The organism is Bradyrhizobium cosmicum (genome assembly GCF_032290525.1).
GTDB classification, from domain to species: domain Bacteria; phylum Pseudomonadota; class Alphaproteobacteria; order Rhizobiales; family Xanthobacteraceae; genus Bradyrhizobium; species Bradyrhizobium cosmicum_A.
This window is the reverse complement of the sequence record NZ_JASXTA010000035.1, coordinates 18,707-35,714: the sequence shown is the minus strand read 5'-3', so window position 1 is coordinate 35,714 and position 17,008 is coordinate 18,707. Positions and strand designations below refer to the sequence as shown.

Sequence of the window (17,008 nt, the reverse complement as noted above, 5' to 3'; positions counted from 1 at the left end):
GAAAACCCGCTTCGCAAGGGGCCAAAGCACCCTTTTTCGCCCCGTTGCTAGTTCGGGACTTCCTTGATGATCGGGCCTCGTGGCGCCGGTGCGGCGGGGACTGCGGGCGCCGCGGCCGGCTCGACCTTCGCCGGCCTGGGCGGCTTGCCGTACTGACCGATTGGCCCGAAGACGACGGCGACCGCAAGAACAACCGCCGCAACGATCGCGCCCAGAATGCCACCCATCGACTCAGACGACATGGAAACCCGTCCCTGTTTCAGATGGGCCGAGTAATACCATGAATGAGCGCGGCGCCGGAAGGGCTCCTGGACGGCAACCGTTCGGTGTCTATTTCTGCGGTGGCCGGTGCTTGACGAAGGCTGTGACGATATCCTTCTGCGCCGACTCGACCGCCCTGTTCGCGGTCGCGAGATGGGCGCCGGCGTCGATGGCCGGATATTGCGTGGTGAGATAGTCGAGCAGCGCCACCCGGTAATATTGCCGCTCCGACGGACAGGCGCCGGCGACCGAGCGGGCAAAATCCTGTTCTGACATTCCCTGATTGGAGCCCCGCGAATATTCCCGGGCGAGGCAATGCCAATAATCGTCACGGCCCTGCTGGGCGAGCTTCTGTGATCCCGTTGCGTCGTCGTCGTCCGCCAGAGCAGCAGATACCATGGCAGCAGATGTCATCATGACGAGCGCCGCTCCCACCATCATCATCCGCATCTCCTTCTCCGTTTTTCGCGGGCCTATGGCGAGCCTAGACGGGACGGGCCAACTGGCCAATCACATTTGCTTTGATTAGGATGAGGTCCCTCCCCCGTCGATGCGAGACATTCCCGTGGCCAAAGCAAAAACCGCGTCCAAAAAATCCGGCAACATCTTCATCGGTATCGGCGGCTGGACCTTCGAGCCGTGGCGCGGCGTGTTCTATCCGGAGAAGCTGACGCAGGCGAAGGAACTGTCGTACGCCGCCTCGAAGCTGACCTCGATCGAGATCAACGGCACCTATTACGGCTCGCAGAAGCCGGAGAGCTTTCGCAAATGGGCGAGCGAAGTGCCCGATGGTTTCGTATTCTCGGTGAAGGGACCGCGCTTTGCCACCAATCGCCGCGTGCTCGCCGAGGCCGGCGATTCCATCAAGCGGTTCTACGATTCCGGCGTGCTGGAGCTCGGCGAGCGTCTCGGCCCCGTGCTGTGGCAGTTCGCGCCGACCAAGAAATTCGACGGCGCCGACTTCGGCAAGTTCCTGGATCTGTTGCCGCGCAAGCTCGAGGGGCGCGCGTTGCGTCATGTGGTGGAAGTCCGCCACGACAGTTTTTGCACGCCTGATTTCGTCGCACTGATCCGCGAATTCGAGACGCCCGTGGTGTTCGCCGAGCACGGCAAATATCCGGCGATCGCCGACGTCGCCGGCGATTTCGTCTATGCCCGGCTTCAGAAGGGCAATGACGAGATCAAGACCTGCTATCCGCCGAAACAGCTCGATGCCTGGGCCGAGCGCTTTCAGGCCTGGGCCGACGGCGGTGAACCCGACGACCTGCCGAAGGTCGACCACGCCAAGCCGAAGAAGCAGCCGCGCGACGTGTTCGCCTACGTCATCCACGAGGGCAAGGTGCGCGCACCGGCCGGCGCCATGGAACTGATCGCGCGAGTGAGCTGAGGATGGTTCATGGCAAAGGCGAAACAGCTCTTCACCATCGGCTATGAGCAGACGCCGCCGAAGGCGGTGCTGGACGAGCTTGAACAGGCCGGCGTCAAGCTCGTGGTCGACGTGCGCGCGGTGACGTCATCGCGCCGGCCCGGCTTTTCCAAGAAGCAGCTCTCTGCCGGGCTCGACGAGCGCGGCATCGCCTATGTCCATCTCGCCGCTCTCGGCACGCCGAAGGAAGGCCGCCTCGCCGCGCGCAGCGGGCAATACGATGTGCTCGAGAAGATCTACGCCAAGCATCTGAAGACGCCGCAGGCGCGCGAAGAGATGGACGAGCTCTCGGCGCTGGTGAAGAAGGCAGGCCCGGTGTGCCTGCTCTGCTACGAGCGCGATCACACCCACTGCCACCGCCAGATGATCGCAGAAATCATCGAGGAGCGCGACGGCGTCGCGGTGAGGAATTTGGCGGGGCGGCAGGCGTAGCCGCCGCCAAGGCCGGGAAGGGCAAAACGACGCCCCATCCGTAGCGGCCGCTTCTTCAGCGGCCCTCGAAGGACGACGGCGTGCCGCCGGCGTTGCATCTCGGCCGTCCATCCTTCGAGGCTCGCAAGGGCTCGCACCTCAGGATGACGGGGCCGTCTGCGGAGCGAGTTCGGAATGAGAAGTGGAGAGACCTCATTCCTCCCCCGCCAGCCGGAACGTCCCTTCCATCATCTGCACGCATTGCCCGCCGACATGGGCGGAGACGATCCTGCCGTCCTGCTTGCGCACGCGGGTCAGCAACAGGCTCGGCCGACCCATGTCAAAGCCCTGACCGACCGTGAGTTTCAATTCACCATCACCCATCGGATCGAGATCGGCAAGCAGCGCGGCGGCGGCAACGGTGGCGCTGCCGGTCGCGGGGTCCTCGACGAGACCGCTGGCGCCGCGCATGAACATCCGCGCCTGCCGCTCGCAAGGCGCCTCGGCCGCGGGCACGTCGCGCGTATAGAACCACACGGAGCGGGCACCATCACGCGGCAATATCTTGCCATAGGCCGCAGCATCCGGCCGGGCCCGCTTCAGCGCCTCGCGCGAATGCAGCTCCATCACCAGAAACGCGTTTCCGACGGTGACGACATGCGGTGCGTGGTTATCGGTCTTGATGTCATCCGCGCTGAGCGAGATGCAGCTCGCGGCTTCAGCAGGTGACAGCGGCGCATGCCGCGCGAGCGGCTGCGGCGCGGTTAGCTCGGTTCTGACCACCCGGCCCTGCTCTTTCACGATCTCGACCGGCACGAGCCCGGCCTTCTCCTCGAACAGCAGGCGCGGCTTCGGCTCTTTCGCCATCGAGGTAAGCACGAAGGCGGTGCCGACATTGGGATGGCCCGCAAAAGCAATCTCCACCACCGGCGTGAAGATGCGCACCTCGGCGTCATGGGCCTTGTCGCGCGGCGGCAGCACGAAGGTCGTCTCGGAATAGTTGATCTCGGTCGCGATCGCCTGCATCTGCGCAGTCGATAGCCCGCCGGCGTCGAGAACCACGGCGAGCTGGTTGCCGCCGAAAGCGCGGCCGGTGAACACGTCGACGGTGATGTAGCGGCGCTGCATCTTTCGCTTCCTCATGCAAGTCGCGGCCGCGGCCGGTCGCATCGCGCAGCAGTCTACAAGCCCGTGACATCGCTCGTCATGCCCCAAAATTCGGAGCATTCGGAGCAATCGCAATGTCGTGCTGGAAGCGAAGTTGAAGACGTTCGCGATGCCGGTCTGGCAGACTTCACCGGCCCGGCATCGTCTGTCGCGATCGTTAGTAGCCGTACGCGTAAGGGGACGAATAGCCCGTGTTCGGCAGACAGGGCGGCTGCTTGTAGGGCTCAGATGCATAGGCGCCCTCAGCCGGCGCCCTGACGCAGGAGTCGGTCGTCACCTGCGTTGCGGCGCTGCGCTGGGGAGCGGTGTGGCGCGCAGATGCGGCCTGGGTCTGGGTGATTGCGGCCGCGATCAGGGCGGCCGCAACAAGGGTCATTCGGGTCATTGGCTTTCTCCGGGTTACAGACGGAAGGCGAGATGTTCGGCTTCCAGCATGCGAGACCCGAAGGCTAGCAGAGATGGTTCATCACGCACGTTCAACGGCGCGCGATCCGCTTCAACGAAACGCGAGTCAGATTTGAAGACGCGCTACCCCAATTGAAATACCGGCACCTTCTGCTCGTAGCCGCGCACCTCGACTTCGCCGAGCGCGACGGCATCCTTGCCGTCGTCGCCGAGCGCCTCGCGCACGGATGCGGAGATCAGGAGTTGCGAACCGAACTCCTTGTTCAATGCTTCGAGCCGCGAGGCGAAGTTCACGGTGTCGCCGATCACGGTGTATTCCTTGCGGCGGGGCGAGCCGATATTGCCGGCGACGACTTCGCCGAAATGGATGCCGATGCCGATCCTGAGCGGCCAGCTGGTTTGCGCGTTGATGCGGTCCATCGCGGTCAGCATCTCGCGGCCCGCGGCGACCGCGCGATTTGCGGCGTCGGAAGCCTCCAGCGGCGCGCCGAACAGGGCGAGAAAGCCGTCGCCGAGAAACTTGTTCACGATGCCGCCCTGGCGGTCGAGAATGTCGACCAGCACGGCGAAGGCCCCATCGAGCCGGTCGACCACCTCATGCGGCGTGCGCGTCTGGGCACCGGCGGTGAAACCGCGGAAGTCGACGAACATCACGGCGGCACGGCGGAGATCGCCGCTCGTGCTGGTCCCCGCCGCCATCAACCGCTCCACCACCTGCGGGGAGACGTGCTGGCCGAACAGATTGGTCACGCGGTCGCGGGCGGTGGCGGCCGCGATGCTCGCTGCAAATTGCCGGCGGAGTTGTGCGCCGACGGAGCCTGCGAGCACGCCGCAGATCAGGATGATGGTGCTGCGCACCGCATGGAAATAGATCTGCGGCTCACCGGCCGCGCTCGTGGAATCGTAGATCAGCGCGACGGTGAGCAGTTCGGCCGCGGCGACGAAACCGGTGAACGTGGAGAGCCAGAAATCGAGCCGCAGGGTCGAGAGGATGACGAAGATGAAATAGATCAACGGCACGACGAAGCCGAGCGCCTGGCTCGCCCCCATGCTTCGGATCTGGAGGATCAGGATGAGTGTCGGCAGCGACGTCTCGATCAGCGCGCCGATATAGCGCCGGACCACGGGCAAATCGCGACGGAGCTTGAGATTTTTCCTGATCTGGGTGTGGACCCAGGCCTCGAACAGGATGAAGCCGATAAGAAGGCCGTAGACCTCGACAAGCCCCTCCGTACCGCGCCAGACCCGGTTCACGACAGCGGGCTCGAACAGATAGATCGCTGTAAGGAACACCATCATGACGCAGCCCGTCATGATCAGCGCCCGCACCCGCAAAAGCTCGGTGCGCAGCACTTCCCGGGTCAGCTCGCGCTCGAAATCCTCCGACAATGCAGCATGCTGCCGCGTTTTCCTGCTCGCAAACCTGACCATTCCACCCCTCGATTCCGGGGCATTGTGCCTCAATCCAGCGTGCGGCGGAAGCGCGTCACGGCGATGGTCATGGCGACCAGCATCAGGGCCGCCAGCGCCAGGGTGTCGAAGCGCAAATTCTCCATGGTCGCGCCCTTCAGCATGATGGCGCGGACGATACGCAGATAATGCGTCAGCGGCAGGCATTCGCCGAGATATTGCGCCCAGACCGGCATGCCGGCGAACGGGAACATGAAGCCGGAGAGCAGGATGCTCGGCAGGAAGAACATCATCGACATCTGCATGGCCTGGAGCTGGTTCTGCACCAGCGTCGAGATCGTGTAGCCAATCGCCAGATTGGTGGTGATGAACAGCGTCGAGAGCAGCGCCAGCAGGAACAAATTGCCGAGCACGGGCACGCCGAACAGCCCGACGCCGATGCCGATGATGAGGAAGGCCTGGACGAAACCGACCAGCACGTAAGGGATGATCTTGCCGAACATCACCTCGACCGGCCTGATCGGCATCGACAACAGGCTCTCCATGGTGCCGCGCTCGACCTCGCGCGTGACGGAGAGCGAGGTGAAGATCAGCATGGTCATGGTGAGGATGGTGCCGACCAGACCCGGCACGATGTTGAGGCTGGAGGCCGCGGCCGGGTTGTAGCGGGCATGCGCGCGGATCTCGAACGGCATCTCCGGGGGATCGCCGATATAGAGATCGTGCTTGAGCGCGGTCTGCACGACCATGCCGAGCGAGCCGATCGCGGCGCTCGCCGCAACCGGATCGGTGGCGTCGGCCGCAACCAAGAGCGCCGGCTTGTCGCCGCGCCGCACCGCACGCTCGAAGCCGCGCGGGATCTCGACGCCGAACAGCACCTTGCCGGATTTCAGCAGATTGTCGAAATCGTCGATATCGTGCACCTCATAGAGGAAGCGGAAATAGGCGGTGTTCTCCAGCGCCTTCAGGATCGAGCGGGCGAGATCCGAATCCTCCTGGAGCAGCACGGCGCTGGGCAGATTACGCGGCGTGGTGTTGATGGCATAGCCGAACAGCATGAGCTGCATCACCGGCAGCATCACGATCATGGCGAAGGACACGCGATCGCGCCTGAGCTGGATGAACTCCTTGATCAGCATCGCATAGGAGCGCCTCAGGAAGCCGAAGCGTTCCCGGATCTCGCGCGCGGGGCTCGGTCCGTCGACGGCGCTCATTGGAAATTGTCCTTGGAGCGGCCCATCAGTTCGATGAACACGTCTTCGAGTGAGGGCGACGATTTCTGCCAGTGCAGGCCGCTTCGCTCCTGCCACGGCGCGATGCTGGCTTCGAGCGCCGCGACGTCGCGCCCCGAGACGTGCAACGAGGTGCCGAACGGCGCCACCATGTCCACCCCTGGCTTGCCGACCAGCGCGGCCGCGAGCTCGTTCAGGTCCTCCCCGGTCACGGTGTAGGTTGTCAGCGCGGATTTCGCGATCACCTCCTCCACCGTGCCGCGCGCCAGCAAATGGCCATAGGCGATATAGGCGATCTCGTGACAACGCTCGGCCTCATCCATGTAATGGGTCGAAACCAGCACGGTGAGACCGTCGGCGGCGAGCGCATGGATCTCGTTCCAGAAATCGCGCCGCGCCTTGGGATCGACGCCGGCGGTGGGCTCATCGAGCAGCAGCAGTTTCGGGCTGGGCAGCGTGCAGGCACCCAACGCAAGGCGCTGCTTCCAGCCGCCGGAGAGCTCGCCCGCGAGCTGCTCTTCGCGACCCGAGAGCCCGAGCCGCTTGATCATGTCGCGCGCGGCGCCACGCGCGTCGGTGAGGCCATAGAGCCGCGCGACGAATTCGAGGTTTTCGCGGACGGAGAGATCCTGGTAGAGGCTGAAGCGCTGGGTCATGTAGCCGACCTGGCGCTTGATCTTCTCGGCATCGCGGCGGATGTCGTACCCGAGACAGGTGCCCTCGCCGCTGTCGGGCGTGAGCAGGCCGCAGAGGATGCGGATGGTCGTGGTCTTGCCCGAGCCATTGGGACCGAGGAAGCCGTAAATCGAGCCGCGCTTCACCTGCATCGACAGATCGTGCACGACCTCGCGGCCGCCGAACGATTTGGTCAGGCCCTTGACGTCGATCGCGATACCGTTGTCACCGCTCATCGCTTGTCCGCCACCGGCGTTTTCGGATTGAGATAGACGTTGATCGGTTGTCCGACCCGCAGGGCATCGGGCCGCGAGGGCCGCGCCTGGATCAAATAGACCAGCTTGTTGCGCTCATCGAGGCTGTAGATCACAGGGGGGGTATATTCGGCCGAGGTCGCGATGAAATAGATCTTCGCGGTGAGATCGGCCGCGCAATTGTCGCAGGAGATCCGCACCGTGTCGCCGATCGCAAGCTTCGGCAGCTCGGTCTCGGGCACGAAGAAGCGCAGCTTCATGTTGCCGGGAGGCATGATCGAGAGCACCGGCCGCTGCGCCGCGACCATCTCGCCCTCGCGAAAATAGATCTGCTGGATGGTGCCGGCAACGGGCGCAAAGCCCTTGCGCCGTGCCATCCGCGTCTCCGACGTCGCCACCCGCGCTTCCGCAACGCGCAAGGCGGACACTGCGGAGTCGAGGTTGGCCTGCGTGCCGGAACCGGTCTTGCTCAGCGAAGCCGCGCGGTCGTAGGTCTGCTGTGCGTTCGCCAGCGTCGCCTTGTTCTGGTTGAGATCGGCAAGCTGAAGGTCGTCGTCGACGGAATAGAGCTGATCGCCGACCTTGACCTCGTCGCCCTCGCGGACGCCCAGCTTCGTCACCCGGCCGGCTTCGTCCGGGCTGACGAAGATCATGTCGGCCTCGACCCAGCCCTGGAAGCCGGGATCGCGCTTCTCCGTGCAGCCGGCAAGACCGGTTGCGAGGAGGATCGTCAACGCGAGACTGAAAATAGCTTGCGACGACCTCATGTCGTGCTCCGTTCGCCAAAAATCAGATCGAGATGGACGCGCAGCATGTCCTGCGCGTCGAGCGGCGCGTGCCGTGCAAACAGGCTCTGCCAGATCACCGCGATCATCGCCGGCGCGACCAGGATCTGCGGATAGCGTGCAAGGTCCTTCTCGCGGATCTCGCCGCGGGCAATGCCGAGTTCGATCAGCGCACGCATGGCGCCGACCCCGCGCGAAACGACCTCGCGGTAATAGAAATCGGCGACGGACGGAAAGCGCGGCCCCTCCGCCACGATGAGGCGCACCAGATCGCCGCGGCGAGTGTTCGCGACCTCCTTGAGGAAGTTGCGGGCGAAGGTCTCGACGAGATCTCGCACTGAGCCGGTCGGCGGTGGCAAAACCGTCAGCCGCTCCACCACCGGCACCATCACGGTGCGGACGAGTTCCTCGAACATCGATTCCTTGTCCTTGAAGTGCAGGTAGATCGTGCCCTTGGCCACGCCCGCACGCTTTGCGATGTCGTCGAGCCGGGTCGCCGCGAATCCGCGCGCGATGAACTCCTCCAGTGCCGCTTCCACGATCGCCGCGCGCCGCTCGGCCGCGCGCGCGGCGCGGTTCGAGGCGGGGGCAGCTTCGCGGGCGTCGGGCACCTGCCCTTGCGCGCTGACGCGACCTGGAGACGGCGTGGCTTTCGTCGGCTTCTTTGTCATCCTCTAGTAATGACTGACTGGTCAGTCATACGCAAGAGAAATTCGCCTGATCCAGGAATTGGAACGAATTAGCATTGACTAATTGATTAGCGTGGACTAATTTGAATCCCATGATTGAAGCCGCCCCAAACCCCGTCACCACCGTGATGCGCGCCCTCGCCGATCCGACTCGGCGCGCCGTGTTCGAACGCGTCTTCGAGCGCGAGGAGATCAGCGTCGCCGAGCTGACGCGCGGCAGCGGCGTGACCCAGGGCGCGATCTCGCAGCACCTGAAGTCGCTGAAGCAGGCCGGACTCGTCGCCGAGCGCGCCGAGGGTCGCAACGTCTACTACCGCGCCGCGCCTGCAGGACTCGAGCCGCTGGTGACCTGGATGGATCACTACGGCGTCTTCTGGCGCGAGCGCTTCCAGAATCTGCGTGACCTCTTGAAGGAGATCGATCCGTGAGTGCAGCCGAGTTGAAAGCCGAGAGCCAAGGAACCGCCCAAGGAAACCTAGAAGGAAACGTAGAAGGAAACGTCCAGGATAACTTCCGGGACATCGTCATTGACGAAGTACTCCCTCACGCGCCTGAGACGATCTGGAAGACGCTGACCAGTGCCCAGTTGATCGCGCGCTGGCTGATGAAGCCAAGCGGCTTTGAGGCCGTCGAAGGCAACATCTTCACCTTCCAGACCACGCCCGGCGGTTCGTGGGACGGCGTCATCCATTGCCGGGTTCTGGAGGTCGTGCCGAACCGCCGCCTCGTCTACGCCTGGAAGGGCGGCGATGAGCGCAACACCGGCTACGGCGCGCCGCTCGACACCGTCGTGACGTGGTCCCTCACCCCGGTCGAGGCCGGCACGCGGATTCGTCTGGTTCATGCCGGCTTCGTCTTGCCCAGAAACGAGTCGGCCTACACGGGCATGAGTGGCGGCTGGAAGAAGGTCGTCCGCCAGCTCGACGAGATCAGCGGCGAAGAGTGAGGAGATATCGCGATGAATAACCCCTATACCGGCGGCTGCGCCTGCGGTGCGATCCGCTATTCGATTGCTGGTGAGCCGCTGTTCAGCAATCACTGCCAGTGCCGGGACTGCCAGCGCGAAAGCGGCAGCGGCCACGGCTCGTACATGAGCTTCGCGCGCGCCGGCGTCACGCTGACCGGCGAGGCCAAGCATTGGGACATGGTCGCCAACAGCGGCAACGTGAAGACGCGCGGCTTCTGCACGCAATGCGGCGTGCCTGTGTACATGACCTTCGCGGCACAGCCCGACGTGTTCACGATCCGCGCAGCAAGCCTCGACGAGCCCGCCCGCTACAAGCCACAGGCGGTCACTTTCGCCGCGCGCGGCCATGACTGGGATCGCGTCGACCCTGGCCTGACGATGTTCGAAGGCATGCCGCCGGGCTGAGGCGCTGGCCGCACTTGGGGTGCGCTCCCTCTCCCGCTCGCTTTGCGGGAGAGGCTAAACAACCAGCACTTTCATTCAGCTGTGAAACTTCAGCCCATCGAGAATCTTGTCGACCACCTTGCGCTCCGCGCGCATCGCAATCCCGACGAGATTGAGATCGGCCCGCGTCACCGCCCTCACCGCCTCGCGATTGGCGGCATCATGGGTGGTCCTGAACATGTCCTCGGTGTAAACCGCCGGCTTGACGTTGCGCGTCAGCGCGCGGTCGAGCGCGCGCGCCAGTGCAGGTCCATCGGCACCGTAGATCAGGATCGGCTGGCCGATCAGCGAAAGATACTGCGTACCCGAGGCGTCCTCATAGAGCTCGCCGATACAGTCAGGAAACGCGGCCGCGATGCCGCTGGTGAGAAAGGCCGCGACGTTGAGCTTCTGCCAGGCTTGAAGATCGGTGCGGATCACGACGGCAATCTTGGTGTCGAACTGCATGCAATTCCTCGAATGTCATTCCTTGGGCAATGCTACGCATCGCCCCGGAATGACGGCAAGAGGAATCAGCCTTTCGCGTCGCAGGCCCAGGCGCGGATCACGCATTCCTTGCCGCCGTATTTGTAGCATTCGCGCGTGGCGGCGTTGAGCGTGGCCGAGATCTTCGGCTTGACGGCATAGCCATAGGCGCCGCAAGGATTTGAAAGATCGACCGACATCGCAGCGCAGGCGCGTTTCATCGTTACCGTCGTGCAGTCGCCCTTGCACTGCTTCTGCGCCGCGGCGCGGGCCTCGTGCTCGGCGCCGTAATCAAAGGCCTGGCCATAGGCCCCGCACTTGCCGACCGCAAACGCACCGGCGGCATGTGCATCCGTGATGTGGCGCGCACCGGCGACACAAACCGACAGCGCAAAGAAAAACATCGCGCAACGGCGCGCGACGACATTCGAAGCCATGAAAAAACCCCTCCCCCCAAGGCAGGTGGGAGCGACTCTAAGCGGCGGTCGTTTCCAGATGGTGAACGAGGCGTTGAAATCGGACGAATGAAAAGTGCCGTAGGTGCCGTAGGGTGGGCAAAGCGAAGCGTGCCCACCAATTGCAGATCACTGCATGGAGAGATGGTGGGCACGGCGCTACGCGCCTTTGCCCACCCTACGCACCATCATCCCCGCCGCGCCGCTTCCAGCGCCTGCGGCGTGTCGATGTCGAGGAAGGCGCTCTCGCCGTCCACGGGCACTTCGGCAACCGCTTCGGTGTGCCTGGCGATCAAGTGGCGCGCCCCGACATCGCCGTCGAGCGTCATCAACTCATTGAAGAAGCGACGCGACCACAGCACAGGATTGCCGCGGCGGCCCTCGCTGACGGGCACAACGATGAGATTGCCTCGGTCCGGTGCGAAGCCGTCGATGAGGCGGTCGATCAGGCCGGCGTCGATCAGCGGCATGTCGCCGAGGCAAACCACGGCGCCGTCGCAAGCTTCGGATACGGCCGCGATACCGGCCTTGACCGAGCTCGCAATGCCGCCGGCGAAGTCCGGATTTTTGACGAACTTCACCTTCAGACCTTGCAACGCCTGCTCGACCAGCTCGGTCTGGTGGCCGGTGACGACGATCACTTCGGATGCCTTGGAAGCCAGCGCCTGCTCGGTCGCAATCTGCACCAGCTTCTTTCCGTCGAGCTCGGCCAAGAGCTTGTTCGGCCCGCCCATGCGGGTCGAACGGCCCGCCGCGAGCACGATGGCGGCGACGTGGCTGTTGCCCTCGATCTCCGGCTTGGCGCGCGGCTGCGGTCGGGTGACGATCTCCATCAGGAGACCACCGACGCCCATGCCCATCAGCTCGGACCGCGTCACCTTGATGCCGGCGAGGAGCCGCATCAGCACCCAGTCAAACCCGTTCTCGACCGGCGAGCGGGCGCAGCCCGGCGCGCCCAGCACCGGCACGCCGCCGGCGCGGGCGATCAGCAGCAGGTTGCCGGGATCGACCGGCATGCCGAAATGCTCGATCTCGCCGCCGATTTCGGTGACCGCAGCCGGGATCACGTCGCGGCGGTCGGCGATCGCGGAGGCGCCGAACACGATGACGAGTTCGGCGCCGAGGCCGAGCAATTCCTCGATCGCCGCCGACAGTACCCGCTCCTCGTGCTGCACGCGACGCTCGGCAATGATGCCGGCACCGGCCGGCGCCAGCCGCTCGGCGGTGACGCGCAGCGTCTTGTCGATCACCTTCGATGACAGACCCGGCAGCAGCGTCGAGACCACACCAACGCGCTTGATGACGTAAGGCGCGATCTTCAGCACGTCCCTGCCCGCTGCCTCCACCGCGGCGTCGCGCAAATTTCCCTCGACGCCGAACGGGATGATCTTGACGGTGCCGACCATCTCACCTTCGACCACCGGCTTGTAGGCGGTGAGCGTCGCAAAGGTGATGGCCTCGTCGATGCTGTTGATGCGGTCGACCGCGGCGTGGTCGATCACCAGCACGCCTGGCTGCGCGGCGAACAGATTGGCGCGGCCGGTGAAGGCGCGCTCGACATGAATGCCCTCGCCGCCGACGGCGAGCGCGATGCTGGCGGCCGCGACGTCCTCGGAGACGTCGCCCTCTTCCATCCGCACGACGACGACGTCCTTGATGCCGGCGCGCTCCAGAGCCTCGACCTCGGCGGGCCCGATCGTCGTGCCCTTCTTCAGCACCAGCGGACCCTGGCGCAGGGTGTGGACGGTCACCCCGCCGATCGCATCCCTGGGGCTCGCCGGTCCGAACTTCATGCCGCTTCTTCTTTTTCCTTGGGAGGCAGGCGCAGCACCGCCGTGATCTCGGCCATGATCGACACGGCAATCTCCGACGGCGAGACCGCGCCGATCGCAAGCCCAATGGGCGCATGGATGCGCGCGATGTCGCTCTCCTTGGCGCCCAGCGCCCGCAGCCGGTCGCCGCGCTTGGCATGCGTCTTCCGCGAGCCGAGCGCGCCGATATAGAAGCAGTTGCGTTCGAAAGCGTGCAGCAGCGCGGGGTCGTCGATCTTGGGATCGTGCGTCACCGCGACGAACGCCGTATAGGCGTCGACGTTCAGCGGCGGAAGCGCCGTGTCGGGCCATTCGGCGACGAGAGGAATATCGGGGAAGCGCTCGGGGCTCGCAAAGGCCGTGCGGGGATCGACGACAGTGACGTCGTAGCCGAGCGAGCGTGCCAGCGGCGCCAAGGCCTGGCTGATATGGACTGCGCCGACGATCACGAGCTTGGCAGTCGGCGCGTAGACGTTGAGGAACAGCTTCTTGCCGCCGGCCTCGACATTGGCGCTCTTGCCCATCCGAAGCTGTTTTTCCAGCTCGGCGCCGAGCGGGTCTTTCGCAAAGTCTTTGGCCTTCACCAAGCGCTGTTCGCCGCTCTCGGTATCCGTCACCAGAATGACCGGCCGGCGCGCCGCGCGCTCGGCATTGAGTTCGTGCAAGATTGCGAGCTTCACGGCTAGCCGACCTTCTCGACGAAGACGCGGATGGTGCCGCCGCAGGACAGCCCGACATTCCAGGCGGTCTCGTCGGCGACGCCGAACTCCAGCATCCTCGGCTTGCCGCTCTGGATCACGTCCATGGCCTCGGTGACCACGGCGCCCTCGACGCAGCCGCCGGAGACCGAGCCCAGGAACGTGCCCTCATCGTTGATCACAAGGCTCGAGCCCGCCGGGCGCGGCGCCGAGCCCCAGGTCTCGACCACGGTGGCCAGCGCGACGCCGCGGCCGGCCTTCTGCCAGTCCTCCGCCGCCTTCAGAATATCCTCGTCGCGATCGAGCATGACTTGCCTCTCAAGCTGCGGAGCGGATCAGGCTGCGGTGATGCGGCGGCAGCGGCCGGGAGAGCGTGGTGATCAGCTCCTGGATCGAACTCAAATTATGCACCGGGCGGAATTCGTCAACGTGCGGGAGCATCATTTTGATGCCCTGGGCCTTGGCCTCGAAGCCGCCGAAGCGCAGCAACGGGTTCAGCCAGATCAGCCTCCGGCAGGAGCGATGCAGCCGGTCCATCTCGAACGCGAGCCTGGAATCGGCCTCCCGCTCCAGCCCGTCGGAGATCAAGAGCACGATGGCGCCCTGGCTGAGCACGCGCCGCGCCCACAATTTGTTGAAGTTGTGCAGCGAGGCCGAGATCCTTGTGCCGCCGGCCCAGTCCTCGACCGAGGCCGAGCAGCTCGCCAGTGCCTCGTCGGGATCGCGCTGGCGCAGCGCCCGGGTGACATTGGTGAGGCGGGTGCCGAACAGGAACACCGAGACGCGCTTGCGTGCGTCGCCGATGGCGTGCAGGAAATGCAGGAACAGGCGGGTGTATTCGCTCATCGAGCCCGAGATGTCGAGCAGCGCCACGATCGGCGCCGGCTTCTCGATCCGCCCGAGGCGGTGGATGTCGATGATGTCGCCGCCGGTGCGCAAGGACGCACGCAGGGTGCGGCGCAAATCGAGGCGAAGCCCGCGCGCATCAGGCCGGTGCCGGCGCGTCAGAAGCTCGGCCTGCGGCAATCGCATCCGCTCGACGGCGTGGAGCGCCTCGGTGATCTCCGCAGCGCTCATCTGCGCAAAATCCTTCTTCTGAAGAATCTCCTTGTCGGAGACCGACAGCCGCAGATCCTGCTCCTGGTGCTGCGGTGTCTCGGTCATGCGTGGCTGCGACATCGCCTCCTGGACGCGGCGTGCGCCGGCCTGCGGCTTCTTCTTGGCCTGCTCCGGCAGCGGCACCGAATCCAGCATGTGCTTCCATTCCTCCGAGGCGCGGAAGAACAGGTTGAAGGCCTGCTTGAAGATCAGCGCATGCTCGTGCCGCTTGACGAAGATCGCCTCCAGCGTGGTGAAGACGTCGGCGCGGTTGCCGATGTCGATCGCCTGGAGCGCGCTCATGGCATCGATGACGGCGCCTGGACCCACCGGCATGCCCGAGGCGCGCAGCGCACGGGCAAAGCCGACGATGTTGTCGGCGAACTGCTCGGTTTGCTCAGGCGCAAGGTGGTTGATGGCCATGGTCTATCCTCGCTCCGTCATTCCGGGGCGTCGCGAAGCGACGAACCCGGAATCCAGAGATTGTGGCGCGAGATTCCGGGTTCGCGCTCGCGCGCGCCCCGGAATGACGGCTAATCGCTCGTCGCTTCCTTCAACACCTTCTGCAGGGCGTCGCCCTGCATCCGGGTGATGTCGTCCTGGTACTTGAGCAGCGCGCCCAGCGTATCGCCGACCACTTGCGGGGTCAGCGAGCGGGCATCGAGCTCGGACAGGGCGGTGGCCCAGTCGATGGTCTCGGCGACGCCCGGCGACTTGTAGAAATCCTGGTTGCGCAGGGCCTGCACGAAGCGCACCACCTGCTGCGAGAGCTTGGCGGAGATGCCGGGCACGCGCGATTTGACGATCGCGAGCTCGCGATCGGCGGCGGGATAGTCCACCCAGTGATAGAGACAGCGCCGCTTCAGCGCGTCATGGATCTCGCGGGTGCGGTTGGAGGTGATGATGACGATCGGCGGATGCGGCGCCCTCACGGTGCCGAACTCGGGGATGGTCACCTGGAAGTCGCTGAGAATCTCGAGCAGGTAGGCTTCGAACGCCTCGTCGGCGCGGTCGAGCTCGTCGATCAGCAGCACCGGCGGGCCAGCGACGTCGGGCTCCAGGGCCTGAAGCAGCGGCCGCTTGATCATGTAGCGGTCGGCGAAGATATCGCTCGATAGCTGATCGCGATCGGTGTCACCGGCGGCTTCCGCCATCCGGATCGCGATCATCTGCGCCGCGCTGTTCCACTCGTAGACCGCGGAGGAGACGTCGAGGCCTTCGTAGCACTGCAAACGGATCAGCTTCCGCCCCAACGCCGCCGACAGCACCTTTGCGATCTCGGTCTTGCCGACGCCGGCCTCGCCTTCCAGGAACAGCGGCCGGCCCATGCGCAACGACAGGTAGGTCACGGTCGCCAGCGACCGCTCGGCGAGATAGCCGCGCGACGTCAGGAGTTCGAGCATCGCATCGACCGATGCCGGCATGGCCCCGGAGGTAGTGGCCGCTGAAGTCATGAAAAAAGCCAGTCTCGCTACGCCCCACCGGGGACTAGTTTCGGCCGAGGCGTGAGGTCACCTCACCCCTTGGCATTGGCGGCATCGAGAGCGCGCCGCGTCAGCACTCCGATGAGGTGCGCGCGGTATTCGGCGCTGCCATGGATGTCACTGTTGAGGCCGTCCGCCGGCACCTCGATGCCGTCAAGCGCCTTCGACGCGAAACGTTTCTTCAACGCTTCCTCGAACGCGGTGACGCGGAACACGCCTTCGGAGCCGGCGCCGGTGACGGCGACCCGCACGTCCGACGGACGCCGTGCCACGAACACGCCGACCAGCGCGTAGCGCGAGGCCTGGTTGCGGAACTTGACGTAGGCCGCTTTCTTCGGCAGCGGGAACATCACCTTGGTGATGATCTCGTCGGCTTCCAGCGCCGTCGTGAACAGGCCCTGGAAGTACTCTTCCGCCTTGAGGCGGCGCTTGTTGGTGACGATGGTGGCACCGAGCGCGAGCACCGCGGCCGGATAGTCCGCGGTCGGATCGTTGTTGGCGAGCGAGCCGCCGATCGTGCCCTTGTGACGCACGGCCGGATCGCCGATTCCGCCGGCAAGATTGGCAAGCGCCGGGATCGCCTCACCGACGATCGCGGAGGTCGCGACCTCCGCGTGCTTCGCGGTGGCGCCGATCACCAGCGCGCGGCCCTTCATCTCGATCGTGTTGAGCCCCTCGATATGGGAGAGGTCGACCAGATGCGGGGGACTGGCGAGACGCTGCTTCATGACGGGAATAAGCGTGTGGCCGCCTGCGACCAGCTTGGCGTCTTCGTTCTTCACCAGGAGGTTGGCGGCCTGACGAACGGTCCCGGGGCGATGGTATTTGAATTCGTACATCTGAATGTCCTGATCGCGGGATGCGTGCGCGG

Annotated in this window: 22 protein-coding genes; 5 read left to right on the top strand and 17 right to left on the bottom strand. The window is 65.0% G+C overall.

Annotated elements, in window-relative coordinates:
* Positions 1-47: 47 nt before the first annotated feature.
* Both QSV46_RS36475 and QSV46_RS36470 read right to left on the bottom strand, forming a co-directional pair.
* Entirely contained in the window at positions 48-242 is a 195-nt protein-coding gene (locus tag QSV46_RS36475; protein WP_314963229.1) for a hypothetical protein, read from the bottom strand.
* 88 nt (positions 243-330) lie between these two features.
* A complete protein-coding gene (locus QSV46_RS36470) occupies positions 331-711 on the bottom strand; it encodes a hypothetical protein (protein ID WP_314963226.1) in 381 nt (126 codons plus the stop codon).
* Positions 712-811: 100 nt separating this feature from the next.
* On the opposite strand from QSV46_RS36470, the gene QSV46_RS36465 reads away from it, so the two are divergent.
* Together QSV46_RS36465 and QSV46_RS36460 are read left to right on the top strand one after the other, a co-directional pair.
* Positions 812-1,648, top strand: a complete 837-nt coding sequence (locus QSV46_RS36465) for a DUF72 domain-containing protein (protein WP_314963223.1) — start codon at positions 812-814, stop codon at positions 1,646-1,648.
* Positions 1,649-1,657: 9 nt separating this feature from the next.
* Positions 1,658-2,119, top strand: a complete 462-nt coding sequence (locus tag QSV46_RS36460) for a DUF488 domain-containing protein (RefSeq protein WP_314963221.1) — start codon at positions 1,658-1,660, stop codon at positions 2,117-2,119.
* Between the two features lie 192 nt (positions 2,120-2,311).
* On the opposite strand, the gene QSV46_RS36455 is transcribed toward QSV46_RS36460, so the two are convergent.
* From QSV46_RS36455 to QSV46_RS36425, 7 genes are all read right to left on the bottom strand, one after another.
* Positions 2,312-3,226: a PhzF family phenazine biosynthesis protein gene (locus tag QSV46_RS36455; protein WP_314963218.1), complete on the bottom strand. Its 915-nt coding sequence runs from the start codon at positions 3,224-3,226 to the stop codon at positions 2,312-2,314.
* 196 nt (positions 3,227-3,422) lie between these two features.
* On the bottom strand, positions 3,423-3,650 hold the full coding sequence (locus QSV46_RS36450) for a hypothetical protein (RefSeq protein ID WP_314963215.1): 228 nt from the start codon (positions 3,648-3,650) through the stop codon (positions 3,423-3,425).
* A 143-nt stretch (positions 3,651-3,793) separates the two neighbouring features.
* Positions 3,794-5,101: an adenylate/guanylate cyclase domain-containing protein gene (locus QSV46_RS36445; protein WP_314963212.1), complete on the bottom strand. Its 1,308-nt coding sequence runs from the start codon at positions 5,099-5,101 to the stop codon at positions 3,794-3,796.
* 29 nt (positions 5,102-5,130) lie between these two features.
* Entirely contained in the window at positions 5,131-6,294 is a 1,164-nt protein-coding gene (locus tag QSV46_RS36440) for an ABC transporter permease (RefSeq protein ID WP_314963210.1), read from the bottom strand.
* Entirely contained in the window at positions 6,291-7,223 is a 933-nt protein-coding gene (locus tag QSV46_RS36435) for an ABC transporter ATP-binding protein (RefSeq protein WP_314963207.1), read from the bottom strand. Before QSV46_RS36435 ends, QSV46_RS36440 begins: the two co-directional genes overlap by 4 nt.
* Entirely contained in the window at positions 7,220-8,008 is a 789-nt protein-coding gene (locus tag QSV46_RS36430; RefSeq protein WP_314963204.1) for an efflux RND transporter periplasmic adaptor subunit, read from the bottom strand. The genes QSV46_RS36435 and QSV46_RS36430 overlap by 4 nt, the downstream gene beginning before the upstream one ends.
* A complete protein-coding gene (locus QSV46_RS36425) occupies positions 8,005-8,697 on the bottom strand; it encodes a TetR/AcrR family transcriptional regulator (protein WP_314963202.1) in 693 nt (230 codons plus the stop codon). The genes QSV46_RS36430 and QSV46_RS36425 overlap by 4 nt, the downstream gene beginning before the upstream one ends.
* 110 nt (positions 8,698-8,807) lie before the next feature.
* Between QSV46_RS36425 and QSV46_RS36420 the strand changes: the two genes are divergently transcribed.
* From QSV46_RS36420 to QSV46_RS36410, 3 genes are read left to right on the top strand one after another with little or no spacing between them, the layout of a single operon-like run.
* The gene (locus tag QSV46_RS36420) at positions 8,808-9,143 is read left to right on the top strand and encodes a metalloregulator ArsR/SmtB family transcription factor (protein ID WP_314963199.1); all 336 of its coding nucleotides are present in this window, start codon (positions 8,808-8,810) and stop codon (positions 9,141-9,143) included.
* The gene (locus QSV46_RS36415; protein WP_409997255.1) at positions 9,140-9,661 is read left to right on the top strand and encodes an SRPBCC family protein; all 522 of its coding nucleotides are present in this window, start codon (positions 9,140-9,142) and stop codon (positions 9,659-9,661) included. The genes QSV46_RS36420 and QSV46_RS36415 overlap by 4 nt, the downstream gene beginning before the upstream one ends.
* A 12-nt stretch (positions 9,662-9,673) precedes the next feature.
* Complete coding sequence (locus tag QSV46_RS36410; protein ID WP_314963196.1) at positions 9,674-10,087, top strand: GFA family protein; 414 nt, start codon at positions 9,674-9,676, stop codon at positions 10,085-10,087.
* A gap of 75 nt (positions 10,088-10,162) precedes the next feature.
* Here QSV46_RS36410 and QSV46_RS36405 read toward each other — a convergent pair whose 3' ends face one another.
* The 8 genes from QSV46_RS36405 to QSV46_RS36370 all read right to left on the bottom strand — a co-directional run bounded on the left by QSV46_RS36405 (position 10,163) and on the right by QSV46_RS36370 (position 16,976).
* A complete protein-coding gene (locus QSV46_RS36405; protein ID WP_314963194.1) occupies positions 10,163-10,573 on the bottom strand; it encodes a DUF2000 family protein in 411 nt (136 codons plus the stop codon).
* Positions 10,574-10,638: 65 nt separating this feature from the next.
* The gene (locus tag QSV46_RS36400; protein WP_007611990.1) at positions 10,639-11,028 is read right to left on the bottom strand and encodes a DUF4189 domain-containing protein; all 390 of its coding nucleotides are present in this window, start codon (positions 11,026-11,028) and stop codon (positions 10,639-10,641) included.
* 206 nt (positions 11,029-11,234) lie between these two features.
* Positions 11,235-12,839 carry a molybdopterin-binding/glycosyltransferase family 2 protein gene (locus QSV46_RS36395; protein WP_314963188.1) on the bottom strand — a complete coding sequence of 535 codons (1,605 nt, stop codon included), beginning with the start codon at positions 12,837-12,839 and terminating at the stop codon, positions 11,235-11,237.
* Complete coding sequence (locus tag QSV46_RS36390; RefSeq protein WP_314963185.1) at positions 12,836-13,537, bottom strand: XdhC family protein; 702 nt, start codon at positions 13,535-13,537, stop codon at positions 12,836-12,838. The genes QSV46_RS36395 and QSV46_RS36390 overlap by 4 nt, the downstream gene beginning before the upstream one ends.
* A gap of 2 nt (positions 13,538-13,539) precedes the next feature.
* The gene (locus QSV46_RS36385) at positions 13,540-13,863 is read right to left on the bottom strand and encodes an XdhC family protein (RefSeq protein ID WP_007602422.1); all 324 of its coding nucleotides are present in this window, start codon (positions 13,861-13,863) and stop codon (positions 13,540-13,542) included.
* A 10-nt stretch (positions 13,864-13,873) separates the two neighbouring features.
* On the bottom strand, positions 13,874-15,076 hold the full coding sequence (locus QSV46_RS36380; protein ID WP_314963172.1) for a VWA domain-containing protein: 1,203 nt from the start codon (positions 15,074-15,076) through the stop codon (positions 13,874-13,876).
* 110 nt (positions 15,077-15,186) lie between these two features.
* Positions 15,187-16,107, bottom strand: coding sequence for a MoxR family ATPase (locus QSV46_RS36375; RefSeq protein WP_314963169.1), 921 nt, complete (start codon positions 16,105-16,107; stop codon positions 15,187-15,189).
* Positions 16,108-16,169: 62 nt separating this feature from the next.
* A complete protein-coding gene (locus QSV46_RS36370) occupies positions 16,170-16,976 on the bottom strand; it encodes a xanthine dehydrogenase family protein subunit M (protein WP_314963166.1) in 807 nt (268 codons plus the stop codon).
* Positions 16,977-17,008 lie beyond the last annotated feature (32 nt).